The 25979-nt window shown below is 61.7% G+C and carries 26 protein-coding genes and 4 pseudogenes; 14 read left to right on the forward strand and 16 right to left on the reverse strand.

All coding sequences use genetic code 11. The annotated features are described in order from the left end of the window. Positions 1–12: 12 nt before the first annotated feature. From SP6_RS21360 to SP6_RS06530, 6 genes and pseudogenes are all read left to right on the forward strand, one after another. Positions 13–405 carry a glutathione S-transferase family protein gene (locus SP6_RS21360; protein ID WP_007403420.1) on the forward strand — a complete coding sequence of 131 codons (393 nt, stop codon included), beginning with the start codon at positions 13–15 and terminating at the stop codon, positions 403–405. A 64-nt stretch (positions 406–469) separates the two neighbouring features. Then, on the forward strand, positions 470–868 hold the full coding sequence (locus SP6_RS06520) for a VOC family protein (RefSeq protein ID WP_037567432.1): 399 nt from the start codon (positions 470–472) through the stop codon (positions 866–868). 92 nt (positions 869–960) lie between these two features. After that, positions 961–1281, forward strand: a complete 321-nt coding sequence (locus tag SP6_RS20825; RefSeq protein ID WP_007403519.1) for a hypothetical protein — start codon at positions 961–963, stop codon at positions 1279–1281. Positions 1282–1474: 193 nt separating this feature from the next. Further along, a complete protein-coding gene (locus SP6_RS21615) occupies positions 1475–1600 on the forward strand; it encodes a hypothetical protein (protein ID WP_007403384.1) in 126 nt (41 codons plus the stop codon). Between the two features lie 109 nt (positions 1601–1709). Continuing rightward, a pseudogene (locus tag SP6_RS06525) lies at positions 1710–1925 on the forward strand (hypothetical protein); the annotation flags it as partial. Positions 1926–2059: 134 nt separating this feature from the next. Beyond that, positions 2060–3010 carry a class I SAM-dependent methyltransferase gene (locus tag SP6_RS06530; RefSeq protein ID WP_197939097.1) on the forward strand — a complete coding sequence of 317 codons (951 nt, stop codon included), beginning with the start codon at positions 2060–2062 and terminating at the stop codon, positions 3008–3010. A 144-nt stretch (positions 3011–3154) separates the two neighbouring features. Here the strand turns inward: SP6_RS06530 and SP6_RS06535 are convergent, their stop codons facing one another. Both SP6_RS06535 and SP6_RS06540 read right to left on the reverse strand, forming a co-directional pair. Continuing rightward, entirely contained in the window at positions 3155–4591 is a 1437-nt protein-coding gene (locus tag SP6_RS06535) for a serine hydrolase domain-containing protein (protein WP_126053413.1), read from the reverse strand. A gap of 421 nt (positions 4592–5012) precedes the next feature. Next, positions 5013–5753: an SDR family oxidoreductase gene (locus tag SP6_RS06540; protein WP_007403544.1), complete on the reverse strand. Its 741-nt coding sequence runs from the start codon at positions 5751–5753 to the stop codon at positions 5013–5015. A 617-nt stretch (positions 5754–6370) separates the two neighbouring features. On the opposite strand from SP6_RS06540, the gene SP6_RS20830 reads away from it, so the two are divergent. After that, positions 6371–6553: a hypothetical protein gene (locus tag SP6_RS20830; RefSeq protein ID WP_045078121.1), complete on the forward strand. Its 183-nt coding sequence runs from the start codon at positions 6371–6373 to the stop codon at positions 6551–6553. On the opposite strand, the gene SP6_RS06550 is transcribed toward SP6_RS20830, so the two are convergent. From SP6_RS06550 to SP6_RS06565, 4 genes are all read right to left on the reverse strand, one after another. Beyond that, positions 6550–7527, reverse strand: coding sequence for an MBL fold metallo-hydrolase (locus tag SP6_RS06550; RefSeq protein ID WP_007403225.1), 978 nt, complete (start codon positions 7525–7527; stop codon positions 6550–6552). The genes SP6_RS20830 and SP6_RS06550 overlap by 4 nt on opposite strands. A gap of 2 nt (positions 7528–7529) precedes the next feature. Further along, a complete protein-coding gene (locus SP6_RS06555; RefSeq protein WP_007403418.1) occupies positions 7530–8156 on the reverse strand; it encodes an SOS response-associated peptidase family protein in 627 nt (208 codons plus the stop codon). A gap of 946 nt (positions 8157–9102) precedes the next feature. Continuing rightward, complete coding sequence (locus SP6_RS06560) at positions 9103–10089, reverse strand: alpha/beta hydrolase (RefSeq protein ID WP_007403496.1); 987 nt, start codon at positions 10087–10089, stop codon at positions 9103–9105. Between the two features lie 181 nt (positions 10090–10270). Then, positions 10271–11098, reverse strand: coding sequence for an oxidoreductase (locus SP6_RS06565; RefSeq protein WP_007403377.1), 828 nt, complete (start codon positions 11096–11098; stop codon positions 10271–10273). Positions 11099–11204: 106 nt separating this feature from the next. Here SP6_RS06565 and SP6_RS06570 point away from each other — a divergent pair, with 106 nt between their 5' ends. Continuing rightward, positions 11205–12161, forward strand: a complete 957-nt coding sequence (locus SP6_RS06570) for a LysR family transcriptional regulator (protein WP_007403259.1) — start codon at positions 11205–11207, stop codon at positions 12159–12161. Here the strand turns inward: SP6_RS06570 and SP6_RS06575 are convergent. Then, the gene (locus SP6_RS06575; RefSeq protein WP_007403385.1) at positions 12158–12589 is read right to left on the reverse strand and encodes an Rrf2 family transcriptional regulator; all 432 of its coding nucleotides are present in this window, start codon (positions 12587–12589) and stop codon (positions 12158–12160) included. The two genes, SP6_RS06570 and SP6_RS06575, sit on opposite strands and share 4 nt — an antisense overlap. Before the next feature lie 198 nt (positions 12590–12787). Here SP6_RS06575 and SP6_RS06580 point away from each other — a divergent pair, with 198 nt between their 5' ends. Continuing rightward, positions 12788–13456: a class I SAM-dependent methyltransferase gene (locus tag SP6_RS06580; RefSeq protein ID WP_227876615.1), complete on the forward strand. Its 669-nt coding sequence runs from the start codon at positions 12788–12790 to the stop codon at positions 13454–13456. A 303-nt stretch (positions 13457–13759) separates the two neighbouring features. Further along, positions 13760–14626, forward strand: a complete 867-nt coding sequence (locus tag SP6_RS06585) for a YiiG family protein (RefSeq protein ID WP_082052437.1) — start codon at positions 13760–13762, stop codon at positions 14624–14626. Between the two features lie 751 nt (positions 14627–15377). On the opposite strand, the gene SP6_RS06590 is transcribed toward SP6_RS06585, so the two are convergent. Continuing rightward, a complete protein-coding gene (locus tag SP6_RS06590) occupies positions 15378–16112 on the reverse strand; it encodes an SDR family NAD(P)-dependent oxidoreductase (protein ID WP_007403516.1) in 735 nt (244 codons plus the stop codon). A 91-nt stretch (positions 16113–16203) separates the two neighbouring features. Here SP6_RS06590 and SP6_RS06595 point away from each other — a divergent pair, with 91 nt between their 5' ends. Continuing rightward, positions 16204–16596, forward strand: a complete 393-nt coding sequence (locus SP6_RS06595; RefSeq protein ID WP_007403253.1) for a winged helix-turn-helix transcriptional regulator — start codon at positions 16204–16206, stop codon at positions 16594–16596. A 160-nt stretch (positions 16597–16756) separates the two neighbouring features. Here SP6_RS06595 and SP6_RS06600 read toward each other — a convergent pair whose 3' ends face one another. Beyond that, the gene (locus SP6_RS06600; protein WP_227876613.1) at positions 16757–17671 is read right to left on the reverse strand and encodes a LysR family transcriptional regulator; all 915 of its coding nucleotides are present in this window, start codon (positions 17669–17671) and stop codon (positions 16757–16759) included. A gap of 158 nt (positions 17672–17829) precedes the next feature. On the opposite strand from SP6_RS06600, the gene SP6_RS06605 reads away from it, so the two are divergent. The 3 genes from SP6_RS06605 to SP6_RS06615 are packed head-to-tail and all read left to right on the forward strand — an operon-like array spanning position 17830 to position 20110. Further along, a complete protein-coding gene (locus tag SP6_RS06605; RefSeq protein ID WP_037567417.1) occupies positions 17830–18525 on the forward strand; it encodes a type 1 glutamine amidotransferase domain-containing protein in 696 nt (231 codons plus the stop codon). Positions 18526–18527: 2 nt separating this feature from the next. Then, the gene (locus SP6_RS06610; RefSeq protein WP_007403250.1) at positions 18528–18983 is read left to right on the forward strand and encodes a VOC family protein; all 456 of its coding nucleotides are present in this window, start codon (positions 18528–18530) and stop codon (positions 18981–18983) included. After that, complete coding sequence (locus SP6_RS06615; RefSeq protein WP_007403315.1) at positions 18983–20110, forward strand: NADH:flavin oxidoreductase/NADH oxidase; 1128 nt, start codon at positions 18983–18985, stop codon at positions 20108–20110. Before SP6_RS06610 ends, SP6_RS06615 begins: the two co-directional genes overlap by 1 nt. 472 nt (positions 20111–20582) lie before the next feature. On the opposite strand, the pseudogene SP6_RS06620 reads toward SP6_RS06615, so the two are convergent. The 7 genes and pseudogenes from SP6_RS06620 to SP6_RS20015 form a co-directional block, all read right to left on the reverse strand. Next, positions 20583–21604 (reverse strand): annotated as a pseudogene (locus tag SP6_RS06620) (IS110 family RNA-guided transposase). 151 nt (positions 21605–21755) lie between these two features. Beyond that, positions 21756–22334, reverse strand: a complete 579-nt coding sequence (locus SP6_RS21455) for a plasmid pRiA4b ORF-3 family protein (protein ID WP_037567407.1) — start codon at positions 22332–22334, stop codon at positions 21756–21758. Between the two features lie 22 nt (positions 22335–22356). Beyond that, positions 22357–22566: pseudogene (gene tnpB, locus SP6_RS21750) on the reverse strand (IS66 family insertion sequence element accessory protein TnpB); the annotation flags it as partial. Next, the gene (locus tag SP6_RS21220) at positions 22563–22745 is read right to left on the reverse strand and encodes a hypothetical protein (protein WP_126053703.1); all 183 of its coding nucleotides are present in this window, start codon (positions 22743–22745) and stop codon (positions 22563–22565) included. The pseudogene tnpB and the gene SP6_RS21220, both read right to left, overlap by 4 nt. Then, positions 22742–22927: pseudogene (locus SP6_RS21675) on the reverse strand (transposase); the annotation flags it as partial. The gene SP6_RS21220 and the pseudogene SP6_RS21675, both read right to left, overlap by 4 nt. 366 nt (positions 22928–23293) lie before the next feature. Beyond that, on the reverse strand, positions 23294–23767 hold the full coding sequence (locus tag SP6_RS20840) for a hypothetical protein (protein ID WP_126053702.1): 474 nt from the start codon (positions 23765–23767) through the stop codon (positions 23294–23296). Between the two features lie 7 nt (positions 23768–23774). Then, positions 23775–25979 (reverse strand): RHS repeat-associated core domain-containing protein (locus tag SP6_RS20015; protein WP_167541257.1); only part of this gene is annotated, 2205 nt, incomplete at its 5' end.

The raw sequence follows: 25979 nt of genomic DNA on the forward strand, positions 1-25979 counted from the left end.
GGGCTGGACGCCATGTGGGAGAACCGCATCTGGGTGCATATCCTATACCGCATCACAACGGTGTTTCATGTCTTGCACCAGGGGCTCGGTCCTAAGCTCGAATTGACTTCGAACCCGGCCTGGGGCGAGCATTGCCGCAAGGAAGCGCTGGCGCATAGCGCGCTGATCGGCCGGCATCTGGCCGATGGTCGCGGCTGGCTATTCGGCCCTGCGGAGCCTACTTTCTCGAACATCACGCTGGCGACCACGATCGCCTCTTTCAAGTTCGAGGTGAACGCGATGCCGCTCGACGAACGCTACGAACGTATCGATGCGTTCTGGCGACGGTGGCAGCGCCGCCCGACCTTCCTCGCCGCCTATACCGACCGCAGCAGCGGCGTGCCGGAACTGGATAACCGCTCGTAGCAACCGGATGACCCGGATGCGGTTCGTATGCGTTTCAAAAATACCCTGTGCAGGAGAGAATGAAGTGCTGTTTCACACGATGGTTGGATCGAACGACATTGAACGATCAAAGCGCTTCTATGACACGGTGCTTGGCACCCTGGGCGTGGGAGAAGCGACGCTAAACATTGCCGACAGCGGCCATACCCGGCTCATCTACAATAATGGCAACGGGACCAACTTCATCGTCAGCCAGCCGATCAACGACGAACCGGCGACCGTGGCGAACGGCAGCACCGTCGCCTTTGCGTGCAACTCGCCGGAGCAGGTGAAGCAGTTCCACGATATCGCGGTCGCCAATGGCGGCACCTCGATCGAAGCCCCGCCCGGCCCGCGTCACACGGCGTCGATGGGCACCATCGAACTGGCCTATGTCCGCGATCCCGACGGCAACAAGCTCTGCGGGATTCATTTCCCCAAATAATCGGGATTATCCCATATTCACTCAGATACGCTGCGCGTCTTTACCACGGACGGGCAGCGTATCCGATTTCAAATGGGGCGCGGGACACAGTCGTGTATTGGGCGATCCGCAAGCGCTTCTCCAGATCGCCGGACCGCTTCGGATCACTCGATAGGGGTGCGCCATACCTACAACACGGCGATCACGACGATGGCCGTCAGCACGCCGTACATCGCCCGGGCGGCGTTGACGGCTGGGACCAGCGCGGCCTTTTCCGCCAGTGGGCGCACCTTCTCCACGGCGAAATCGTCCAGTGGCTGGCCGCGCTGTTCGGGAAAGGCGTCCCTGGGAATGCCGATGCGCAGCGCCGTATCCAGATCGCCCGCCTGGACGCGGTTGGCGATATCGCGCCCCTCGGTTCGCAGCGCGGCTGAAGATCATCGTGTCGACCAATGCAAGGCCGTCATTCTGCTTGCACCTCATGATATCGTGGCGATCAAATCGCGACTGTAACGCTCCTGACCATACGCATGATGCGCCAAAAAGTGTGCAGCGCTGAAGGAGCATATCGCCAGCCTCAAGATCATCCGCGATCAGTCGCGCCTCGACGCCGACCAGGCGCAGGCGATGCTGGAGAGCACAGACGAGCGGACGATCACGCCGGAGAGGTCTGGCGCCTGTCACGGGCCGCATGAGCAGATGCGCGTCGACCGGGGCGGCTATCGACGGGATCACCTGCGCGCGCTCGCCTAGCGTGTCGAAGCCGGCAACGACGGGGTCCGCATCATGGGATCGAAGAGCAACCTGCCCAGAACGCTGGTTGCTGCAGAACGAGGAAATCGGCGGCGATCGGCGTGCCCAGCGCAAACGCACAATCCGCTACGACAAGGACAGATACCGCGACCGCCACCTGATCGAGAACACCTTCTGCCGTCTCAAAGACTTCCGCCGCGTCGCCATCCGCTATGACAAACTCTTCGCCACCTTCCTGTCAGGCGTTGCGATCGCAACCGCACTCGCCCTCTGGCTCCAATTGAGTCTTAGCCCTAAGCCCTGCTCCGAAACGAACGGCCAGTGAGACGGCGGGGGCATTCCCATTGCGATCGAGTTTTGAGACATCATTCGTTTGACCGATTTGCTTTTTGCACGGTGCGTGCTTACCTGTTTCGCAATACCGGAGTGCCCTGACAGTGATCCTGTAACGAAGCCATCTTGGCTGATCGCATCGCGCGGTCCCGTTTTGAGTCTGCGTCCAAACGGCGCAGTCATAGCTTCGTTTTATGTCAGCTCGCTCGTTCCAATGCGTGCCAGTCTTGCACGGGTGACTGCGTCGGAACGAGCAATTCTACAGGCATCATTATGTCATTTTTAGATCGGTCCCCGGAAAGCATTGTCGCGCATAATCAGGTCGCTTGGGACAATCTTGCCGCGCAGGATTGCGAATGGTCTCGCCCGGTGTCTCCGCAAGCTATCGCGGCAGCCCGTCAAGGAGATTGGTCGGTGCGGTTGATACCGGACGATATACCCGACCATTGGCTGGGGCAGGTGGCAGACCACGACATCCTTTGCCTTGCGTCCGCTGGTGGTCAACAAGCCCCCATCCTCGCTGCGGCGGGCGCGACCGTCACCGTCCTCGATGCCTCGGAAGGGCAGTTGGAGCAGGACCGGTTGGTGGCAGCACGGGACGGCTTGGCCTTGTCTACGATCCAGGGAGACATGCGCGACCTGTCCATATTCCCGGACGAGTCTTTCGATATCATCTTCCATCCCATTTCCAACCTCTACGTGCCGGATGTCCGGCCTGTCTGGACGGAATGTTACCGTACCCTTCGTAAGGGTGGACGGCTGCTGGCGAGCTTCTACAACCCGGTCGTCTTTGTGGGCGATCGTGATCCCAAATGGCGAGAGCAGGGGCTCATTCGCCCCATACACACCATGCCCTATGCCGATACCGAGGACATGGAGGCCAACGAACTAGAGGCGAAAGTCGCACGCGGCGAAGCACTGGTCTTCGGCCATAGCCTGACCGATCAGATTGGTGGCCAGACCGAGGCGGGTTTCAGGATCGCAGGATTTAGGGAGGCTCGTGCGCCGGTGCCGCGCTTCGTCATCGACCAGTATCTGCCGACGTTCATTGCGACGTTGGCGTTGAAGGCGCTTTGATCTGCGCCTCCCCTATCGGGATGGCCACGAGCGTCCCGATAGGGAACGGCCAAGAAGGCGGCTGGGACATTCCCGTTGGGATGGTGAAGCGCGAAGTCCCCTCTTCAGCGATGGTGCCAGGTTCGGCTGATCAACCTCTACCAATTAGAGATTACGGAACCGGTAGATTCTGCCGTCAGGCGCGTAGGCGAAGCTTACATGACGTGCGCGGCCGTTGCGGCTTATTCTGTAGCGCCGGACGTGGCCGCCAGGTTCGGCATGATGTCCGACGAGACGAAATTCGATGCCCGTCGCGTCCGCTCCAATTTTGAACGGCACCACGACGCCAGCGGCTCGCCCCTCCATTAAGGCGGAGATTTCGGGTGTGAACAGGTCCGGGTCCAGTGGCCGGTCGCCACGTGTCAGCAGCGCCAGCGCCTGCGCCGTGACCTCCGGCGCGTCGTCCTGGGCCGGAGCCAGCCCCAATGGTGTGGATCCCGGAGCAACAAACTCCGCCAGCATCAGGCAGGCCTCTTCAATGAACCGACCTGCTGGTCCGCTCTCAATGTTGACCATGACGGTAACCGCAGTCCGGGTGGACGGCGCGCGCCAGGCGAAGGTCAGAAAGCCTGTCACACTACCGGAATGGTACTGGACCGCGCGGCCATTGATCTCATCGGTGAACCAGCCCGCGCCATAGGCTGCGCTGCGACCTGAGGACATAAGCGCCGGACGCACCAAACTCGCAACCGTCGCTGGCGATGGGACCGGGCCAACCTGAAGTGCGTGTTCCCATCGCGCCGCATCGCGCGCCGACATCAATACGCCGCCGTCTGCTGATTGCGAGTAGTCGGAACTCATGCCAACGGCGTGCCGCGTGACATTATCTTCCAGCACGTAAGGCTCCGCGCGTCCGGCGATCACGGCGCTCGCGTCGTCCACCCGGGAATCGATCAGGCCGACACGCCTGAGCAGTCGCTCGGTCACGAGGTCGCGATAGGATTTCCCGGTGACATCGGCCAGCAGATAGCCGAGCAGCACATAACCGGTGTTGGAATAGGCCCAGGCACGGCCCGGTTGGAAGTCGAGCGGGACGCCAGCTACACCAGTGAGAAAAGCCTCGCGCGTGATTGGGCGATCGGCCTCGAACCCGGGCAACCCTTCATAGTCCGGCACCCCCCCAGTGTGGCTCAACAAGGCGCTGATGGGAATCGCAGCAAAAGCGTCCGGAAGGCCTCGCGCATAGCGCCCGACCGGACCATTCAGATCGATCGTCCCGGCTTCGGCCAACTCGAAGACCAGAGCAGCCGTAATTTGTTTGCCCACTGATCCAAGGTGGAAAAGCGTCTTCTCATTTGCGGGAACATCGAACGGTAGAGAGGCCGTGCCCAGACCTTCGGTCATCATCGTGACGCCATTATGCACCACCGCTATCCCCGCAGCGGGAATCCGCCTGTCGCGCATCATCTCCCGAACGCGATCAAGCGCTGCGGGCGGTAATCCGCTTCCTTGCGATGCCATTGCGAAGCCTGGAGCGGCCAGTATCCCGGCGCCAATGGCCATCACGGATCGACGGTTCCAGCCATTCATGCTCTCAGCCACCCTAAATCCTTATTCTTGCGAAAGACGCTGGGTTGGATGTGATCCGCTTGCTAGTACCGCCCAAGGTATCGGGAGCCATGTGTATTGCAACATCGGTTCCGCCCTCATCTATGCTAGCGTATTAGCAACAAGCTTTCCGGTGTTGATAAAAGTTTTTTTGAATTGCCTTGGCTATGTTTTACCCCGTACGTGTAGACCGCCATGACGATTGGCGTATCGGGCTTGGACCTGGCGACAGCAATGTTTTCAGGCCATGTCGCAACCACTGCGTCCGGTTTTATTGCCGATACGACGAAGGCAGGAACAACTAATACGAGGCAGTCAAACCTATCCGACGTACCGTCATAGGCATTCCCATAAACGAACGGCCAGCGAGGCGGCCGGAGCATTCCCATTGGGATCGAGAAACGAGCACGGGTCGCTACTGCATGATTAGGCCGCCATCGACGGCGTATTGGCTACCCGTGACATAGGACGCATCGTCCGACAGGAGGAACAGCGCAACGGCTGCGGCTTCGTCGGGTGTGCCGGGGCGGCCAAGCGGGACCTGTCCGACGACGAAATCCTCGAAACCACGCTTTGCGTCATCCGGCAGGAAGTGGCGAAAATTTGTGTCGATTGGTCCCGGCACGATGACGTTCACACGGATGCTTCGCGGTGCCAGCGCCGTTGCCCAAGACCGCGCCATCGCAACCAATGCCCCCTTGGTGGCAGCGTACAGACCTGTCGTGGCCGCCCCCTCATAGGTGGAGGACGATGAGGTAACGACGACCGATGCCCCACTCTTCAGGTGGTCGGACAGCGCGGCCAGTTGCAACATCGGTCCGCGCACGTTGACGGACATCATGCGGTCGAAGACGTCGGCGTCGACCTCCTCGGGCGCACCAAGCGCGGCATAGCCGGCGTTGAGCCATAGTCCGTCCAGCCCGCCTGCATCGTTCGCCGCTTCGACCAGCATGGCGACGCTTGAAGGATCAGCAGCATCATTGGCCAAGACCTGGCCGCGATCGCCGAAAGCGCGCCGTGATCTATCGATACGATCCGGATTGAGCCCCGTGACGATGACGCTCCCGCCTTCCAGGATGATGCGCTTCGCCCCGGCTAGCCCCATGCCGCTCGTTCCCCCCGTGATCAGGACGCGTTTGTTGTCGAACCTTGCCATTGAGCGATGTTAGCAGATGACGCCGCTCCTTGCATCGGGTCTCAGGGCAAACGAACGGCCAGCGAGACGGCGCAGGCGTTCCCATTGGGATCGATAAATGGGACAGTCGGCATAATTGGATTTCATGCCGTGGCTGTCGCGATCCATGTTGCCGATCCCAGATGCACCAAGCCATCCCGTTCACGCGCTGCGAGCGCAGAGCGCACGATTGGCTCTGTAACTGGCAACAGGTTCGGGTTTTCCCGTAGAGCCTTTCCGCGAGCGCCAACCCTTGTCACAACTTTCAAAGTCGAAGCGGTGTCGCCCGCGGTTATTGGCACATCGTGCGCCTCGATGACAATACCGAGGCGCCGCTCGCCAGGACCATGATAGCAATCCGCGGCTTCGTCGTAGCGGAGCCGTTCTTTGGGAAAGCGACCATCACCGATGGCCGCACCGTGCTGCGGGCGGGCGGGCGAAATAGGGAGTGATGCCAGTCCGTTCGCACGCGGCGATGTCCTCGCCAAGCAATACCCCATGTCGGCAAACACATCGATCCGGTCGACGCCGAAGAGGCCCTCTGCGGTGCTGGCCGTTTCAGCCAGAAAGCCAAGATCGCTGCCCGCTTTGGCGACGTGTTGTTCGACGATCAGCTTGTGCTTCGCATCGACCGCGACCTGGGCGTTCTAGCCGACGCCGAGCTTGGGATGGGCCGCCATCGCATGCCCGTCGGGATCGGTGACCTCGATGCGGCCGTCCTCGATGGTCTGGACGAGCTGTTCCCATGCCCCAAGGGCCACGTGCCGCTGGAAATACGCTAGGCGAAGCGGTAGACGCCGCCGGCTTCAGCCGCGACGAAGCGTTCCGGTGCAACGCTCGCAGCACGCAGTGCCGTTGCTAGTTCCTCAACAGGCTCTTCGCGTGCCTCATCGGTCAGCTGGAACGTGCCCCAATGAATACCCAGCGCTCGCCCCGCCCCCACGTCGTTGACGATCTTCACCGCCTCGGCCGGGTCGACATGCTGCGCGGCCATGAACCACCTCGGCGCATAGGCACCGATCGGAATGAGGGCGACGTCAGGTGATCCCAGGCGTTCGCGAACCTCGCCGAAGATGTGTCCGTCGCCATAGCCCGTGTCGCCGACAAACCAGATCGCGCCCGCCGGCGTGTCCAGATAATGCCCGCTCCACAGCGTCATGCGCGTGTCGCTCGGCCAGCGGTTCGACCAGTGGTTGGCCGGAGTCAGCGTCGTGGCGATGCCGCCCAGGTCGAGCCGGTCCCACCAGTCGCCACTCACACAACGCGCCGCCGGCACCGCCGCCCGGACGACCGCGTCGTTACCGAGCGGCATCGCCATCAGTGGATCGTGTGCGGCGTGAAGGCGCCGCAGCGTGTAGACATCGAGATGGTCGTAATGGGCGTGGCTCAACAGCACGACATCGATCGGCGGTAGATCTTCGAACGCGATCCCCGGCGCGGTCACCCGCTTCGGCCCGACGCGGCGGAACGGACTGGCACGCTCCGACCAGACCGGGTCGGTGAGGATGTTCACCCCTGCCGCCTGGATCAGCAGCGACGCATGGCCGACCATCGTCACGCACAGGCCATCGACGCGCGCTTCTGGCTTAGCGGGCGTGACGGGCACCGAAGCCGGCCATTTGGCAGCAGCACCGGCTAGCTTCCAGCGCAGAATAGCGTGCAAGCCTCGATCGGTACTGGGCTGCCCCGGATTGAAGAAACGGGTACCGTCGAAATGATCACTCGGCGGCCCGTCATAATAGCGGTTGCGGGTCATGGTCAGGCGACGCTCATCAGCTGTGACGGATAGGCCGTCAGCAAGCTGAGCGCGTCCTCAACCGGTGCGGCCAGCCAGCGTTCCTGATCTTCTGCGAGCAGGATGACCGGCATCGCCTTGGGGTGCTTCGGCGCCACCAGCGGATTGGGCTCGGTCGTACAGAAAGCATAGACCTGGTCATGATCCTGATCGACCTTCCACAAGCCGGCAAAGCACGGTACCACCTGATCCTCGACGGTGAACCACCAGTTGGTGTCGCCTGGCGCCTTCCGATCGGCAGCTACCTTGGGTTCGGAAAAGTGGGTGAAGGGCACCAGGCAATGGTGCTCGGCCTTCATCAACCACGGCTTCCACATGTAGCTCTGCATGTTCCGAGCGTTGGTCCACCAGTTGTAGAGGAAGGGCAATTCCCCGTCGCGCGCTGGTCGCGTGCGCGGTTTGCGCGTCGGGAAGCCCCAGCGCATCGTGCTTAGCAGCCGCTGGTCATCTTCCAGCCGGACGACGTATCCGGGTTTGCCAGGCGCCGTGTAATCCTTTTCGACCTCCAGTATGTTGCCCGCCTTGTCGACCGCAGCAAGCGCGTCAAAATAGCTGCTAGGATCGACCTCGCTGTTGTAAAGATTACACATTCGCCTGTTCGATCACGACCGGTAGCGCGAGACAAGCTTCTTCCACGTGGCGACGTCGGGATAGGGCAGAGCGGCACCGGTCGGCGGTCCCGGCCGATCACCACATGGGGGCGCAGGGTGTGTCCTTCCGGTTGGCATGCCGAGCAGCATAGCCGCTGCCCGACCGACCCCAGCCTGCCGTCCCATCTTCGCTGGCAAAACTTCCACCAGCGCGCAACGGCGTCGAGGACGCGCACGTGACCGCATTTCGAGCAGGTAAGGTGCAACGTCTGCTCGTGAAGAGCACACTCCTCCAGCGTGCGCAGACGCCACTCGATATGATCGTGATCGGCGGCTGACGTCGAGCGCGCCGCGCGCCTCGACCCGCCGCACCATCGCCAACATCGGTGGGCATGATGACGGACAATGCCAACTTGCCGAGCACCGGAAAGGCGCCACGCTCGAGGCGGTGGCCATGCCATTTGCGCGCCGCCTCCTCGAAGGTCATCTATGCCCTTGGCTTGCGCCTGGGTCCTCCCTCGCCAAGCATCGCTTTGGCCTTGGCGCGGCGCAACCTCGCCTCGGCCAGCGAGACGGCCGGATGGCGCCAAAACTCAGCATCGCCGGGGCGCAAATGAACCACCCTGAGCCCGCGGGACTCCCGGCCAAGCCGCTAAAAAAAGGCATAAAAAATCCGCCTCGGGAGATCCTGAGACGGTTTGGTTGTTGTTGAGTTGGTTGCGGGGGCAGGATGGTTTTGCACCCACGCCAGCACCTATCCATATAATTTATTTGCCTATTTCTTTCACGTTACCGGCTGACACCCCCATCTGGGTCTGAAGGCGCCGAGGCGGTAAAAATCTGCGACAAATGATCCAAGCAGCGGCAGCTCGACTATGAGGCATCAAGTCGCATTGGAACCGAATGCATCGATGTTTTCATTGGGGTGCAATTGCGGACGAGTACGTCACTCCCAGCGAGATTTAACGAACCGGGCTATCTCGGTCGCCAAGTCGTCATCCTCCGGGGTGTTCCCTTGAAATCCTCCGTGCGGCATCGCTTCAAAGACATGCAGTTCGGCATCCACATCCGCCCGGCGCAGTGCACGGTGCATCCGTACAGCGTTGGACAGGAAGAGGTCTCGCGTGCCGGATTGGAGGAAGGCCGGCGGCAGGCCTTTTAAGTCTCCGAACAATGGCGAGAGGTAAGGATGCGACAGGTCTGCCCCACCGGCATACAGCGCGTTGTTCCGCATCAATGATCCGGGCAGCACGACATCCACAATCTGATTGACCTGGAAACTGTCGCCGGACTCGGTCAGATCGACCTCTGGTGACAGGAGAACCATGCCGGCGGGCATGGGCAGCCCTTCGTCCTTCGCGCGCAGGAGCATCGCGACGGCGAGGTTGCCGCCCGCCGATCGCCCGCCCACGACGATGCGCGACGGTGCGTGCCGTTCCAGCACGTAGCGATACGTCGCCATCGCGTCATCCAATGCCGCCGGATAAGGATGCTCGGGCGGCATCCTGTAATCGACGCCGTAGCTGAGCGCCCCAAGCTGATCCGCCTGCATCCGCGCCTGCACGCGACACGCCTCGCCGCCACCAAACACGAACGCCCCGCCATGGAAATCCACATAGGCACAATTCGGTGCCGAGATGGCTTCGGGCGTCGCGACGTGAATCGTGGACTTGCCGATACGAACCGTTTCGGCGCTGGCACGCAACGTGCCCGCCAGCCCTCTCACCGCCGCCGCATAATGCCCGTCCGCTGCCTCCTTGATCTTCATCCAGCCTGCATGATCGTCCGCCGGTGGCATCGAGTAGAGCGCGTTGATCGGGACGCCATCGTCATTCACCAGTCGTTCGAGACTGGCGCGAGCGTCCTGGCTTATCGATGAGGGAAACGGTATCAAACGGCCCTGGACCATAATGCCGCTCTTCTGGTCGGTCATGTCGTTGCACTCCTCATGACGCGCGCCGGATCGCAGCTGCGCCGCAACCAATGCTGACGGGGCCCAAGCATTGCGTCAAAGCGCCCCCTCCCCCCTTCCCGCGACGGACCTTGGGCGGGTTGGCCTTGCGCCGCCGGGGGGACAACGTCGTTCGAAGCGATAGCTCCTCAGGCCCGGCCGCTCAGGTATCTTCCTCATAATCGGTCGAACGCGTTACGCTTTCCCAGCGATCCATCTCGTCGATCACCACGTCGAGCTTGTCTCGCGCACGTCGCAGCGCGTCGCTCCCAAGCAGCAGATGCAGCGGCGGATTGTGCGTGTCGACCAGTTCGAGGATCGCCGCAGCCGCCTTGTCCGGATCGCCGATCTGGCGCCCGGCCATCGCGTCAAGCCGTGCGATTCCGGTCCCGACGCTTTCGGCATATTGCTCGCTGCCCTGACTGCGGCGGATCGAATGACCGCTGAGAAAGTCGGTACGAAAGGCACCGGGTGCGATGGCCGTGGCCTTGAGACCAAAAGGCGCGATTTCGTGGGCCAGGCTCTGCGTCAGCCCTTCGAGCGCGGATTTGGTCGCGGAATAGAGGCCGGACGATCCCGCCGGCGCACGGCCTGCGATCGAGGTGATGTTCAGGATGTGACCGCTGCCCTGCCGCCGCATGGCCGGAAGCGCGGCGCGGATGATGGCAAAGGGTGCAAAGACGTTGACTGCAAACAGCCGTTGAAACTCGGCGTCCGTCGCTTCCTCGATCGCCCCGAGCAGGCCATACCCAGCGTTGTTGACCAGCACGTCGATGTGGCCAACCTTGTCGAAGGCCGCACTTACAGCCGGTGCGATCGCCGCCGCATCGGTGAGATCGACGGTCAGGACATGCAGCGTACCATGACCCACTTCCAGGTCCGGCGCAGCCTCGCGCACCGTGCCGACGACGGTGTCGCCCCGAGCGAGCGCCGCCTGCGCGAGCGCCTTGCCGAGGCCGCGGAAAATACCCGTGATGAACCATGTCTTCATAGCTGTTCTCCTTCGCCGCCAGATGTAGCGCTTCACATCAAGCGGATAATCGACCATTTTCTACCCAGGCTTATAAGGCCAGCTTCACAATGCTGAGATGCACCCCATGATCCATCCTAGCGAGTTCGGTGCCTTGCGCGCCTTTGCAGCCGTAGCCGAGCAACGGAGTTTCAGCCGGGCGGCCGAGCAGTTGGGGGTATCGTCCTCGGCGCTGAGCCAGCTGATCCGCGGCCTGGAGGAGCGGCTGGGCATCCGGCTGCTCCATCGCACCACCCGCAGCGTGTCGTTGACCGAGGCTGGCGCCGCGCTGCTCGGTGATATCGCACCCGCGATCGACAGCCTGACGGGCGCCCTGGAGCAGGCGCGTACTACCGCGAAGCTGCCGGCCGGTACAGTCCGCCTGCACTGCTTCCATGCTGCCGCAGACAGGTTCGTGGTGCCGATCCTGCCGAGGCTGGCGCGCGCCTTCCCCGATATCACGCTCGATCTCACCATTGATGACACGGTCGTCGACATCGTCGGCAGCGGCTATGATGCCGCGATCCGTATCGGCGAGGTGATCGAGCGCGACATGGTCGCGCTTCGGCTAGGCGAGGATATTCGCCAGTTGGCGGTCGCCGCGCCCGCATATCTGGCCGAGCACGGCGTTCCACAAACGCCGAAGGACCTGCTCCAGCATCGGTGCATCCGCTGGCGCTGGCCGGGGCAGCCCGGCCCCTATGCGTGGGAGTTCTTCGAGAACGGCCACTGGTTCTCCGTGGCGGTCGAAGGGCCGTTGATCACCAGCAGCCGCGCCGTGATGGTGGACGCGGCGCTTGCTGGCATCGGAATCGCTTTCCTCAAGGAAGAGTCCGTCGTCGACGCTTTCGACCGGGGGGCACTCGTTGCGTTGCTGGCGGACTGGTCGGTTCCCTTTCCCGGTTACTATTTGTGTTACCCCCAGCAGCGGCAGATGGCACCGGCCCTGCGAGCGGTGATCGATATGATCAGATCGGGTGACAATGACGCAAGGCCGGCACATGCGAACGAACGGGTATCGGCGGAGGGCGACGCGACCTCCTAGCCAGCCGCATCGCAGTGCGCGTCGAAATCGCGCGCCAGTTCGGCCAAGCTGATGGCGTCGAGGCGTGCCACCAGCAGCGTCTCGGCATCACGGAGCGCATCATCCAGCGCTGTATTGACCGCCTTTTCGACCGCGCAGTCGGCGTGGGCGTTCTCATGGCCGATGGCGAACAGGCGGGGTCCGCCAACCGCACGGTGCACATCCAGCAAACACACGCTTTGCAAAGGCTGCGCGATTTCCCAGCCGCCGCCATGGCCCTTTTCCGGCCCCACATACCCTACATCCCGCAGGCCCGCCATCGTGCGCCGTACCACGACCGGGTTGGTACCTAGCATGCGGGCAATCGCCTCGGAGGTCATCGGTCGCTCATGCCGTGCCATGTGGAGCAGCACATGGAGCATTTGCGCAAGACGGCTGCAGTTGCGCACGATATAATCCTTCACGGCGCCATCGAGATTGGCAAGGGCTCAGCATCACGATACCTATAATGTTACGTGATTCGTGGAGCGTCGATTATGCCTGCCTATGAAAACCCAGATCATTGGGACACAGCCGCCTAGCATTACGAGAAGACGGCCCATCCATTCACCTCCCTTTATGCCGAGGCAGCACTCGCGAAGGCCGCATTGACATTGGAAAGCCACGTGCTGGATGTGGCGGCCGGAACTGGCGCACTGACGCTGGCAGCGGCGCGTACCGGCGCGCACGTGCTCGCGACCGACTTCTCCCCCGGCATGGTGGCGCGGATCGCAGCGGCGAACCTACCCAATGTTGAAGCGAGCGTCATGGATGGACAGGCCCTGGACTTGGCAGACGGCTGTTTCGATGCAGTCTTCTCGATCTTCGGTGTCATCATGTTTCCCGACTGGCGCAAAGGCCTGTCGGAAATGGGGCGGGTAACGCGACCGGGCGGCCTCGGCGTGGTTACAACTTGGCAGGATGGCGGGGCGGCGACCTTTCTCCTGCTCGGCCAGATCCGTCGCAAGCTGTTTCCCGGGCGCGACGGCATGACCATGCCAAATGCGGTCAAGGCGCTGAGCGACCCGAGCGATTTCGCCCGCGAACTCATCACGGCGGGATATCAGGACCCCCAGATCGAGCATGTCACGCACGACTATTTGCTCGATGTCGGCGCGCTCGCCGAACCCGATACCTTGTTCGGCATGTCCCCCGACTGGATCAGTTTGACCGACACCGAGAGGGCCGCCGTCGTTGCTGAGGTGCGAGACATGGCTGGTGATCGGATGATCCTGCCCATCCCTTCAACCGCTCTTATTGGGGTAGCCAGGCGCTGACCATCACTATGTCGCACGATAGTCACCGCAATTGAAGAACGGCATATCCGCGTGGATGGAGTACACAGTTCTACGCCTCCACGCCGTTATCAAAGTCCCAAATTTGAAAGGCGTGCCCAAGGAGGGCATAGGGAGCGCCGCGGCTCAAAACTCTTTTCCACCAACGATTTAGAGCCGCCTGTTGGCATCAACCAAACTGAGGTCGTTTTTGTGTTCAGGATATTACTCCGCTCCATGGCTCTTCCCGCTTGTGTGCTCGCGCTCTCTGCGTGCGGGAGCAAGGGAGAGGGAAATTCAAGCGCGGTGACATCGGCTGCCGACCAGAACGAAACGCAGAAATACAATGCCTATGTCGAAGCGGCCAATACGGCGCGCACGCCCTTTGCCGACATCGTGGCCACTTATCAGCGCTCCATCAAACCGGTTTTCGACAGCGGCAAGGACCTGGCAAAACTGTTCTTTCCGTCGGACCCGGGCATCGACCGGATCAAGGAACAGTTGGACAAGGCTTTGGCCATGAAGCCCGCCATGCCGGAACTCGACGGGGCGGCGCGGACCTATAGCGAAGCGCTCGCCAAGATTGCGCCGCTCTACCGCGACATGGCGAACTATATTGAGGCCAAGACCTATGTGAGCGACAACGGCGCCCATGGCCGCGAGCTCCAGCCGGCGCTGCTTACCGCCTTGAACAATGTTGCATCGGCCCAGGCTACCTATGCAAAAGCCATCGACGCCACGGACCGCGCGCGCATCAAGGCCGCGTTCGAGGCAACGAAGAAGGATACCCTGGACTATTATCGCAAGGGCACGGTCTATTATCTCAAGGAAAGCATGGATCATGCCTCCGGGGTGCTCGATGGCAAGGGATTGGGCGACCAGAAGGCGGCATTCAAAGCGTCCCTGGACCAGTTCAACACCATGGCCGTCCAGTTCGACAACAAGGTCCGCGAGAAGGACAAGACGGCATGCGCGAGCTTTATGCTGCACGCCAATGCGTATCTTGCAGCCGGGCGCGATATCATTCAGCGCACCGAGGACGGCACCTATGCCAAGGATCGCAAGAATGGCGCCTCGTTCCAGATGATGAAGCCGAAGGCGGTAGAGGACGCCGAAACGCTGCTCCAGACCTACAACAGCGTCATCAACGACCTCAATGTCAGCCAGTGCTGACATCTGAGAGGGTTTTGTGAATTAACTGGCATCCCATTCCTCGATTTCGTAGGAATGGGATGCTGAGGCGAACGGCACCAAAAACGGCCGGACTTTTGTACAAATGACCCAGAACCGGTCATTCAAGGTCGTCCTCCGCGCTCCCAGCTTCCGCCATTCGTTCATTACGGAAGCAGCAGGCGTGCGGCGGTTGCTCCAAGGTGGACGAAGCGCATGGAATGGTGGAAAGCGGACGTTTCCCGCTTACTATCTGGCGAGCTTATGGCGGGCTGCTGCGCGGAGGATTGTGCGGCCCAGTAGCGCGAATAGAAGACCAACGCCCGCGAAGAAAGCGAGCAATAGGCCAATTTTCATATCAGACGAAGGCTCGCCGGTATTCCTGTCGTAGATAGGGACATCGAAGCCATAGTGCGCAACGCCCACAACTAATGAGAAAATAACGAATATGGACCGATCAGGATCATTGCCTGCGGAATGCGACGTGCGGTATAGAGACGGCTCATCGAGGTACCATGTCGCCATAGGCGAACGTCCGCAACTGGGCGAGAGCTGTCGCCCCCCCTTCGCCGCGATGACCCAATTGCAGACATCTACGATCCATTCCCCGCTTCCGAACTTTTGCCATTCGTTCATGTCGACCTTCCAGCATCGTCATCGCATAGCGCGATGATCGGAAGGTCGCGGCTGCTATCGGTGCGGCACGAGCTGGTTTGATGGTGCCAGCCGACCTCAAGCCGGCTGGAGCACTTCGTCAAATCTGCGCCAAGCCACCGTCGGTAAACAGCTCGCTGCCCGTCATGAAGCTGCTGTCCGATGATGCCAGGAAGGCAGCAGCAGCCGCGACTTCTGACGGCTCGCCGACATGTCCGATCGGCGTCGTCGCCCCCATCTCGATCATGGCATCACGGCCAACGACCTCGGCGGCAAGCTCGGTTAAAGTCGGACCCGGCGACAGGACGTTGACCCGGATACCCGTGCCCCGCAGATCCTGCGCCCAGCTGCGCGCCAGGTTGCGGACCGCCGCCTTGGAGGCGCTGTAGACGCTGAATGCCGGCGTCCCCATGACGCCTGTGGTCGAGCCGGTGAGGAGGATCGACCCGCCGGCCTCCATCAGCTTTAGGCCTTTTTGAACCGTGAAGATCGTGCCCTTCACATTGACGTCGAACGTCGCGTCGACATGGTCGGGCGTAATCTCGGACAAGGGCGCCAATGCCCCCGTGCCTGCATTGGCGAACAAGATGTCGAGTTTGCCGTGCTCCTGCTTCACTGTGTCGTACAGCCGGTCGAGATCTCCAGCATCGGTGACCGATCCCGCAACCGCCCGCGTATTGCCGCCGAGCGCCGCCACCGCAGCTTCCAGCTTTTCCGCCCTGCGTCCGAAGAGGTACACGACCGCCCCTTCGCTGATGAACCGCTTCGCTGACGCCAGGCCAATCCCCGTGCCACCCCCGGTAATAACAGCGATCTTCCCGTCCAGTCTGTTCATAAGTGCCTCCATTCACTGGTTGCACGCAGTTGGCAGGCAGCCTACCTACAGACAAGTATGCACCTTTTGGTAAGTGCCTATAATGTCTGAAATGCTACTCGCCGACGATCCCGTCATCGCGCCCATCGCGCCTGCCTTCACCTGCGGGCTCGACGCTACGCTCAAGGTCATCTCGGGAAAGTGGAAGCCACTGATCCTGTACTTTTTGCTGCGCGGGCCCACCCGCTATGGGGAATTGAAGCGCGCCATCCGCGACGTCAGTGACAAGGTGCTGATCCAGCAACTCAAGGAACTCGAAGCGGACGGCGTCCTGCGCCGGAACGACTACAAGGAAGTGCCGCCGCGGGTCGACTACACGCTGACCGAACTCGGCCAGAGTCTCGCCCGCGCGCTCGAGCCGTTATGCCAGTGGGGCACCGACAATATGGTCGTAATGCAGAAGCTATTGGCTGAGCGTGACGGATGGGGGCGTGGGCGCAATTGAACGGCAGACCATTGGGCCTGACTCGACAAGCATCGCACGCATCGCTTCTGGATCAGCCTGGCCCGAAGTCGGCCGTTCGCGTCCCTCTTTCCGCTTCCATGAGCTGGCCAATCGTTCGTCTCTGTGTACCGAGCGCTCCGGGATCAGTCAGCCAGACCGCTCACGCCCTCAATGCTCCGATCAGCGCATCGCGCGCCAAGGCAACGCGGGGGTGGCGCAAGGAGGATTTGGCCCAGACAAGGTAGTATGCGTTGGTCGGCACGCGGATAGGCGCTGCAATTTCGACAAGGGTGCAGGCCGTACGTTCGGCCCTGGTGAGATAGCCGGGTAGAACCGTCCAGCCCAATCCCGCGCATAGGCCAGAGCGCAGGACGCGCAGATCCGGTGCGGTCAGGGCCGGAAGCCGCGCTACCTCGATCTGGTTCGCCTCCAGCCAGTTGCGCACCAATGGCCGGTCGAGGTCATAGGCAATATAAGGCACCGTATTAAGCGCCTCACTGAGCGGCATGTGCGACATTTGCTCGGCTACGGCGGGCGCGGCCACGGCTCGCAGGTCTTCCGAGCCGATCTCCTGATAGGCAAGCCGTGCGTCCTCCGGCCGAGATGCGGTGATGCCGAGGTGCACCTTGTCATCAAGCAGCATGGCATAAAGGGCTTCGCGCCCACCGATATGCAGGCGCAGATCAAGCCCGGCGTCGAGCAGTGGCCCGAGCCTTGGCGTGATCATTTCGCCTAGAAGGTCCGATGGCGCCGCGATGTGGACCGTCCCGGAAATGCGAACCGACCGCGCGCGTGCCGATGCCAATGCGGCTTCGGCCCGGTCGAGGCTGCTGCCAATCGAGGCGGCGAAATCATCCGCGATTGCCGTGGGACGGACGCCGCGCGAATGGCGGTCGAAAAGCGGATGGCCGAGTTGCGCCTCAAGCGAGGCGATGTGCTGGGACGCCGCCGGCTGCGTGATGCCGAGTGCACGCGCCGCATCGCTCAGCGACCGACGGCGATAGACTTCGATGAATGTGCGCATCTGTGGAAGGGACATTGTGTTTCCATAAATTGATTTATGGATGGTGGCCATTCCCCTTGGGTTTCATGATGAGCGCTCACGCCTATTTGAACGAGCATCGACGCGACAGACGGATAACTGAGGCTGCATTCTGACAGGCGTTGGTGCGAGCCATCGCTGCAACGGCATCGTCACTCGTCCCCGATCCGGCACGCAAAGGAGCCAAACCGATGACACGCATTCTCATGATCGCCACGTCAGCCGATCGCATGACGCCCGGCACCGAGCCGACCGGCGTCTGGCTCGAGGAACTGACCACGCCTTACTATGCCTTCCGCGATGGAGGCGCCGACGTGACCCTGGCCTCGATCAAGGGCGGCGCGATCCCGGTCGACCAGCGCAGCGTCAACGCCGATGGCGAGAATGATGCGTCGGTCGAACGCTATCTGAAGGACGAAGCGTTGAAGGCCGAAGTGGCAGATACGCTCGCTTTCACCAGCATCGACGCGTCAGTTTACGACGCGGTGTTCCTGCCCGGCGGGCACGGCACGATGTTCGACTATCCCGGCAGCGAGGAGCTCGCGCGACTGGTCGAGCGGTTCGACCGCGAAGGCAAGATCGTGGCCGCGGTCTGCCACGGCCCCGCCGGGCTTGTTTCCGCGAAGAAGCCCGATGGCACGCCGTTCGTGGCGGGGCGCCGGGTTGCCGCCTTCACCGACAGCGAGGAACGCGCCGTGGGCCTCGATCAGGCCGTGCCGTTCCTGCTCGAAACCCGCATGAAGGAGTTGGGCGCCCATCATGAGGGCGGCCCCGATTTCCAGCCCTTCGCTCTGCGCGATGGCAATCTGGTGACCGGACAGAACCCCGCTTCGGCCACACGCACGGCGGAGCTGGTCATGGAAGCCCTCACGGCAAAGGCCGCCTGATCATGCGCTATCTCCACACGATGCTGCGGGTTGCCGATCCGGAGGCGACTATTCGTTTCTTCGAACTGCTGGGCCTCAGGGAAACCCGGCGGATCGAAAACGAGCAGGGGCGATTCACCCTGATCTTCCTGGCGGCCGACGAGGATCATTGCGGCGAAGGCAAGCCGGGCCAGGCTGAGGTCGAATTGACCTATAACTGGCCGCCCGAGGATGGCAGCCCGGCCGAGACCTACACCGGTGGCCGCAACTTCGGCCACCTCGCCTACCGCGTCGAGGACATCTGCGAGACCTGCGCCCGGCTGCAGGCCGACGGGGTGACGATCAATCGCCCGCCGCGTGATGGACATATGGCGTTCGTCCGTTCGCCCGACGGCATATCGATCGAACTACTCCAGCAGGGCGAACACAAGGCGCCTGCCGAACCATGGGCCTCGATGCCCAACGTAGGAGAATGGTAATGGCCAAGCTTTTCGACCCCCTGGACGTGGGCGGGATGTCGCTCCGCAACCGTATCGTGATCGCGCCCATGTGCCAGTATTCGGCCGAAGACGGTGCGATGACCGACTGGCACCTGATCCATCTTGGCCAGCTCGCCATGTCGGGCGCGGGCGCTCTTACGATCGAGGCGACGGCGGTCACGCCCGAGGGGCGCATCACCTATGGCGATGTCGGATTGTGGGATGATGCCACCGAAACGGCGATGCAGCGCGTCGTCGATGGCGTGCGCCGTTGGTCCAACATGCCGCTGATGATCCAGATGGCCCATGCCGGACGCAAGGCGAGTACGGCAAAGCCCTGGCACGGTGGGGCGCAGATCGCACCCGATGCCGAACATGGTTGGCAGACCCTTGCCCCGAGCGCCCTGCCGTTCGAACCCGACGAGCATCCACCACTCGCGCTCGATCGCGATAGCCTTACGCGTATCCGCGATGCCTTCGCCGATGCGGCACGGCGCGCAGCCCGGATCGGTCTGGACTCGATCCAGATTCACGCCGCGCATGGCTATCTCCTGCACGAATTCCTCTCGCCCCTCTCCAACACACGCGAAGATGAATATGGCGGTGATCTTGCCAACCGGATGCGCTTCCCGCTCGAAGTGTTCGACGCCGTGCGCGCCGCCTTCCCGGCCGACAAGCCGGTGACGGTTCGCGTCTCGGGCACGGACTGGGTCGAAGGCGGCTGGACGGTGGACGAGACCGCGATCTTTGCTTCAGAACTCGAGACGCGCGGATGTGCCGCGATCCACGTGTCCAGCGGGGGGCTCGACCCTCGCCAAAAAATCCCGGTTGGTCCCTCCTACCAAGTGCCGCTCGCGAAGGTGGTGAAGCAGGCCGTGTCGATGCCGGTCATAGCGGTCGGTCTCATCACCGACCCACATCAGGCCGAGTCCATCCTTCAAGACGGCGATGCGGACGCGATCGCGATCGCACGCGGCGTGCTTTGGGACCCGCGTTGGCCTTGGCATGCGGCTGCGGCTCTCGGCGCATCGGTGGATGCACCACCGCAACATCTGCGGTCCGAACCGCATGAGGCCGGGCGCATCCTCAAGGAAATGGGCCCAACCAAGTCTACACCACGCGGCTGATCGTTCGTATCCAAGGCTCCCTCGCTCCGATTGGGTTCGTCTCACGCATGGACGGATGCGGAGTGAGGGAGCGCGCTTGACCCTGCGGGGATAGGCCGCGCTCCGCTATATCGACGGACCGCTAAGTGACGAGGATCGCCTCTACCGGCTCAAGTGCAGTATTGTCGGTGCGAACGCTCACCAGCAGGCCACTGAGGCGGCCAGACCCATGTGTGGACGGCCCTCCGTTGGCAAGCTCGAACAATTGCTTCGCGTTGCTGGTTGGTGCGGTTATGTGTCCGACCTGTTTATGCGGCGATGGTGCCGCTGGCCGTAATGCCATTCGCGCGTCTCGGGTCCCGATCACTTTCACGCGCTTGATGCGCTTGGGTCATTGTGGGTTTTCCCGATCCGGCGGTTCAACCGGCTTGTTGCATTAGCTCCTCTTCGCCCTTTCCAACCTCGTCAGGCGCGGTCGCCCGCGCCGTATCTATTACGCGGCCTGCGGCTCGCAATAGCGTTCGCCGCTGGACATCATCGCCCAGATCATGCGTGCGTTCTTGGTGGCGAGCGCAACCGCCGCGACCTTGGCCTTGCGGCGGGCAAGCAGCTGAACAAGCCACGGCCGCTTGGCACCGTTACGTTCGGCAAAGCGCACGACCGCCATGGCGCCGACGATCAGCATCTGGCGCAAGTACTGATGCCCGGCCTTGGTGATGCCGCCGAGCCGCTCCTAGCCGCCGCTGGAGTTCTGCCGCGGCACCAAGCCGATCCACGCGGCGAGGTTGCGGCCTGAGCGAAAGATCGCAGGATCGGGAACGGTGGCGACGATGGCACTGGCGAGCAGCGGCCCCACGCCGGGTATCTCCATCAGCCGACGGCCAAGCTCGGTCTCGCGTGCGCTCGCCAGGATGCGGCGGTCGTTCTCCAGGATCTGCTCCTTCACGATGCGCAGCTGAGCCGCCAGCATCTCCAGGCAAAACCGCGCATCGGAGGGCACCGCTCGTCGGTCGGGTCGGCGATGACGTCGAGGAGCTGCTCGATGCCGTTCCTGCCGATCGGCGTGGCGATCCCGAACTCGGCCAGGTGCGCCCGCATCGCGTTCGACAACTGCGTCCGTTGGCGATTCAGGATCAGGCGAACACGATGCAGCATCATCGCGCCCTGCTGCTCGGGCGACTTGATGCTGACAAAGCGCATCGTCGGGCGGGTCACCGCCTCGCAGATCGCCTCCGCATCGGCCGCGTCGTTCTTGCCCCGCTTGACATACGGCTTCACGTACTGCGCCGGCATCAGCTTCACGTCATGCCCGAGCAAAACCAGCTCGCGTGCCCAGTAGTGCGAGGTCGCACACGCCTCGATACCGACCAGACATGGCGGTAGCTTGGCGAAGAACTTCAGCATGCGATCACGGGTCAGCCGCTGGCGGATCACCGCCACGCCCCCCGCATCGACGCCATGCACCTGGAACACGTTCTTCGCGAGATCTAGACCTATCGTGGTGACGCTGCCCATCGCAATTCTCCTTCCGGCTCTACGCAGATCATTCTGCGGGAGGGTTGGAGAGCCGTCCACGTCATCACTTGCGGACGTTCGCGGCCGCTTCCCGGCTCCTCAATACCGGACATTGCTTCAGGTGAGTAAGCGTGGCCGGCAGACCGCCTTGTTATGGGGCGCGGCTCTTCTGATAGGCGAGTTTGCCGGCGTGGCGGCGAATGGCAATGGCGGCGACGGCGCGGCGGGTGAAGCGTTCGTCGATGTCGTGGGCGTTATAAGGGCCGCCATACCATTCGCGCAGGTGGTCGTGTTCTTCGTGGTTGGGGTCGGCCATGGCATCGAGAAACATCTCGAACCCGGGCAAGCCGCCGACGTCCCCGGGCGGGCAGCGCCGGGCGCCATCGACGAAGCGCGGATACTTGACGTCGGGTTCGCCGGGGCCGACATCCTCGAGCGTGATAGTGTGCCGCCAGTCGTCGCCCATATCGTAGGTGTAGACGAACTCCCGCACGCCCCGGTTGATGAGGGCCGCAAGCTTTATGTTCTTCGCAGCGGTCATGCCGCTCTCCGGCCACATCGGGTCGGGGATGCCGTAGCGCCGGTCGCCAGCTTCGAAATGCCACAGATGGCAATCCTCCCAGCCCATCGCGGCCTGGACGATGTCGTGGAGCATCTTGAGGCTGGCGGAGACCGACACGTCGACCCGGCGCCAAATGGTACGCTCGATGTCGTCGAGGACGTTGTGCAGGCGGGCAGCTCACCCGCTCGAGACGCTTGGCATGGAGCACCAGGCCCTGGCCGTCCCACCACTGCAGCTTGACCAGATCGCCACGCCTGCCCCGGAAGGCATACACCGCACCGCCAAAGGGATCCTGGCGCAGCCTCTGCTGCACTAGCGCGGCAAGCCCATCGAAGCCCTTGCGCATGTCCGTGACACCGGCCGCCAGATATACCCGGACGCCGGTCGGCGGCCCGATCAAGCGAACCCGGCCGGGCCGACCACCTCCACCACACCCGGTCCGAGCGGCTCCGGCTGCGGCACCATGGGCACGCCTGCCATCTCGACCGGCACGAACGCCGCGCCGGGCAACGGCAATGCCTCGCTCGCAACCCGTCGCGCAGCAGCGTGCGTCGCCAGCGGTACACCAGCGACGTGCACACCCGGTGTCGCCGCGCCACGTCCAACACGCTCGCGCCCGGCATCATCGCCTCCGACACGATCCGTGCCTTGTCATCGTCGCTGAACCATCGCCGCGGCTCAGTCCCAACCATCTCGATAATTCGCGTTGCCATGATGTCGCACCGGTGCCTGCCACAGTGCCGCACCTGTGGCTTGCGCATCACCTAGCCTGCAAGGCGGGGAAGACCGGACGCTTACGGCTCTCTTGACTATGCTGTATCGCTAGCCTGCCCCGGCGAAGGCTGGGGGACCGCCTCTGTCGTGCGGGCGCTCCCGTGTAGAACCTGTCCCATAGTGCATCCTTCCAGGCTTGCGCCGATGATGCACCATCAAATGCCGGGATCAAACACCTAGGTGTCACCCTAGTTAGAAGAATCAAACAAAAAATCACCACTTCCAAATATTTGCCTTGACGTCTTTTCCCACCTTTCAAGCACCTGCCGTATCGCAGCTGCATCTGCGGCTTCAACCGCCGGAGCAATCTCAGCCAATTTTTTTAACGCGGATTTGTGAAGTTCCTGCTTCTTTTAGTCTTCAAGATAATGAAAGGCTTCTTCAAAACGCCCTTCTCTAAGGTAACATAAATACCTTACCCATATAGGGTAGAAGCCGCCAATATTCTGATTTTTCAAATAGCCAATTAGCTCAGCTGGAGAAGCGATTGTAGCGATTTCCGCCCGGTACTCAGAGACCGCCCGATTACATTCGCTTGCTGCATTGTCACTGGCGGAGCAATGAACAATCCTACGGCCCAGCGCCCACGTGATAAATGTTAGCTCATCAAATACAGGCAGAACGAACGACGATATGTAGATATCAGATGGGGATCCCTCAACTAGCAAACCCGATACCACGTCATCACCGCGAAATCCCAGCCACCCTCCTTTGCCGAGAGAAATAAATCCTCGCTTCCTAAGGATGCTGCCGACTTGCCGGCGCTTTTTAGCGGCGCCCAAAATTTCTGCGGAATTAAGTTTTATCTGTTTCAATGAGCCAGACATGGTCCGCTTACATCCCTTGCTCAAAAATTTCGCAAATACGCGTCTTCGGTGGCAAGTTGTTAAAGTAGTTAGACAGCTGAGGCTCTCCCAAACGGGCATTCCCAGTTTTAAGTTCGACAACAAAGTCAGGACTGTTCAGCGAGCCGCTCACAGCGGCAGGTCTGACCGATCCGAGGTCAAGCCAACCGGCAACTGCGCCATCACGATATGACACGTTCACGTGCGATGAAATACCAAAAAGAGGAAAAGTCTTAACCTCGCGCGAGAAAGCCGTGTGGATAAAAATACCTCGCAACCACGCAGGGATGAAACTGTTTACTGGATTCTGAGCAATCGCGCTCGCTGCAGCAACTTGGTAGGCCGCAAAGCCGGGAACTCCGTCACATGTGTGGCGCTTACGCTGGTTGTTCCTCGGCGCTGGCATACCTCGTCCTGGGATGTAGCCTGGGCCTCCACCAGGCGTTAGGCCTGGGTTTGAGGGGAAGTCGGGGATGTATGTGCATTGCGTCACATAGTGACCACCACTAACAACAATATCGCCGTTCGTTCTGTTATGCGTGGGGAAACCACCGGTCAGTCGCTCTTGGCAAAACTGATAAAGCCCCGTCGGATCGGTCAGATTAACGGGGTTTCCCCCGACATAATTGTAGAGGTTCAAGCCTGCTCGATACCCGATTGGGTCGGGTTGCATGAAACGTCCTAGCGTCAGTGAATATATGCGGGCCTTATAATACGCCATGCCAAGCTCAGGGAGCCAAGCCTGCCCGGTATATTGAAAGCGCTGGGTATAGCTGCCGCCAGGGATGCCATATTCATCATAGGCCATGATCTGGCAGGCATTACCGGCATCGTCAGCGGTGGAAACAACTGAACCCCGTTCGTCCGCATACAGCCAGCTGCGGCCCTGCGGGCCATAGCTGACGATCGGATCGTCGTTACTAGTGGTAGGAACATGACGCCGCGTGATGTTGCCGCCCGCATCATACTCGGCAACTATCTGGTCACCTGCGTAGCCGAACCTAGTGATGCCGCCGCCATTGACGGCGGTGTAGGTCAGACGGCCGAGTGCGTCATAGGCAAGTTGAGCGCCGCTGTTCGAACCTGTCAGATGGCCGAGCATATCGTATGAATAGCTGATCCCACCATTGGCATCCGATATGAGATTTCCGCGACCATCATAGCCCAGTGCGCCGGTGCCCACTTGCGTATACTGATTGAGGGCGTTGCTCGTGTAGGCGCGATCCGCTGCGACCTGGGCGGTCCAGGCGTAGCTGTCGTTCGAACGCGTCTGGATCGTCGTGCGGGAAAGCTGGTCGAAGGTCGAATTGTACGTGACATCGGCCATCGTGCCCGCAAGGTCATGGCTCAGGCTCGCCAGACGCGAAAGGCCATCATAGCCGTAACTGCTTGATGTGCCATTGCCGCGAGAGAGCGTGGTGCGACGCCCGAGGGCATCATAGCCATATTCCCCCAACACTGTCGCACCGTTCTCACGGACGCGCTGCAACAGCCCGTCGGGACGGTATTCATAGGAGGCGAAGAAGCCATCGCTCCAGGTAACCCGCGTACGATTGCCCGCAGCATCGTACAGGTACGATGTGGCACGGGGTCCGATCCCACCCGGATTACTGGTTTCCGACATCATGCGACCGAGGGCATCGTACGCCATCGCAGTCGTATTGCTCCATGGGGCCTGACCGTTGCCGTTCGATGCCGAGGTGACGCGACCCAGCAGGTCATAGCCCAGTGATATGTTGCTGTTTGATCCGCCAGCGGGAAGGCTGATGGTGGTGATTTGCCCCAGCAAGTCCTGCCCATAGGAAATCGAGGGGGCGTCGCGCTGGCGCAGCGAGGTCACATCGCCGTAGCCGTTGCGATTGATATATTCATAGCTCTGGTCGGCGTAGGTCGTCCGGAGCAGCCGGTCATAGCCGTCATATTGATAGCTGGTCGTGTTGGATTTGGCGTCGGTGACGCTCGTAATCTGACCATTACCGCTATAAGCATAGCTTGCCATGACGACGCCATTCAGCTTCTCGGTGGTGAGTCGCCCGTCGCTACCGTAGCTCCGTTCCCGAACGTCGTCCGAACTGGCACCGCCGTTCAGGACCGCACAGGCATCGCCCGACGCACCGCCGCTTCGCGCTGCGGTGCAACGCAGCCGGTCGTCATTGTCGTAGGTATAGTCAGTCAGCTGCGAAACAGAGCCCTG

Origin of the sequence: Sphingomonas paucimobilis NBRC 13935 (assembly GCF_000739895.2) — a bacterium.
Taxonomy (GTDB): Bacteria; Pseudomonadota; Alphaproteobacteria; order Sphingomonadales; family Sphingomonadaceae; genus Sphingomonas; species Sphingomonas paucimobilis.

What these genes read in the sequence shown, in the direction of transcription:
- SP6_RS21360 (WP_007403420.1), top strand. Translation starts at nt 13, where the DNA reads ATGTGGGAGAACCGCATCTGGGTGCATATCCTATACCGCATCACAACG.
- SP6_RS21615 (WP_007403384.1), top strand. Translation starts at nt 1,475, where the DNA reads ATGCTGGAGAGCACAGACGAGCGGACGATCACGCCGGAGAGGTCTGGC.
- SP6_RS06540 (WP_007403544.1), bottom strand. Translation starts at nt 5,753, where the DNA reads ATGGCAAGGTTCGACAACAAACGCGTCCTGATCACGGGGGGAACGAGC.
- SP6_RS06550 (WP_007403225.1), bottom strand. Translation starts at nt 7,527, where the DNA reads ATGACCCGCAACCGCTATTATGACGGGCCGCCGAGTGATCATTTCGAC.
- SP6_RS06555 (WP_007403418.1), bottom strand. Translation starts at nt 8,156, where the DNA reads ATGTGTAATCTTTACAACAGCGAGGTCGATCCTAGCAGCTATTTTGAC.
- SP6_RS06560 (WP_007403496.1), bottom strand. Translation starts at nt 10,089, where the DNA reads ATGACCGACCAGAAGAGCGGCATTATGGTCCAGGGCCGTTTGATACCG.
- SP6_RS06565 (WP_007403377.1), bottom strand. Translation starts at nt 11,098, where the DNA reads ATGAAGACATGGTTCATCACGGGTATTTTCCGCGGCCTCGGCAAGGCG.
- SP6_RS06570 (WP_007403259.1), top strand. Translation starts at nt 11,205, where the DNA reads ATGATCCATCCTAGCGAGTTCGGTGCCTTGCGCGCCTTTGCAGCCGTA.
- SP6_RS06590 (WP_007403516.1), bottom strand. Translation starts at nt 16,112, where the DNA reads ATGAACAGACTGGACGGGAAGATCGCTGTTATTACCGGGGGTGGCACG.
- SP6_RS06595 (WP_007403253.1), top strand. Translation starts at nt 16,204, where the DNA reads ATGCTACTCGCCGACGATCCCGTCATCGCGCCCATCGCGCCTGCCTTC.
- SP6_RS06600 (WP_227876613.1), bottom strand. Translation starts at nt 17,671, where the DNA reads ATGGCCACCATCCATAAATCAATTTATGGAAACACAATGTCCCTTCCA.
- SP6_RS06605 (WP_037567417.1), top strand. Translation starts at nt 17,830, where the DNA reads ATGACACGCATTCTCATGATCGCCACGTCAGCCGATCGCATGACGCCC.
- SP6_RS06610 (WP_007403250.1), top strand. Translation starts at nt 18,528, where the DNA reads ATGCGCTATCTCCACACGATGCTGCGGGTTGCCGATCCGGAGGCGACT.
- SP6_RS06615 (WP_007403315.1), top strand. Translation starts at nt 18,983, where the DNA reads ATGGCCAAGCTTTTCGACCCCCTGGACGTGGGCGGGATGTCGCTCCGC.
- SP6_RS20840 (WP_126053702.1), bottom strand. Translation starts at nt 23,767, where the DNA reads ATGTCTGGCTCATTGAAACAGATAAAACTTAATTCCGCAGAAATTTTG.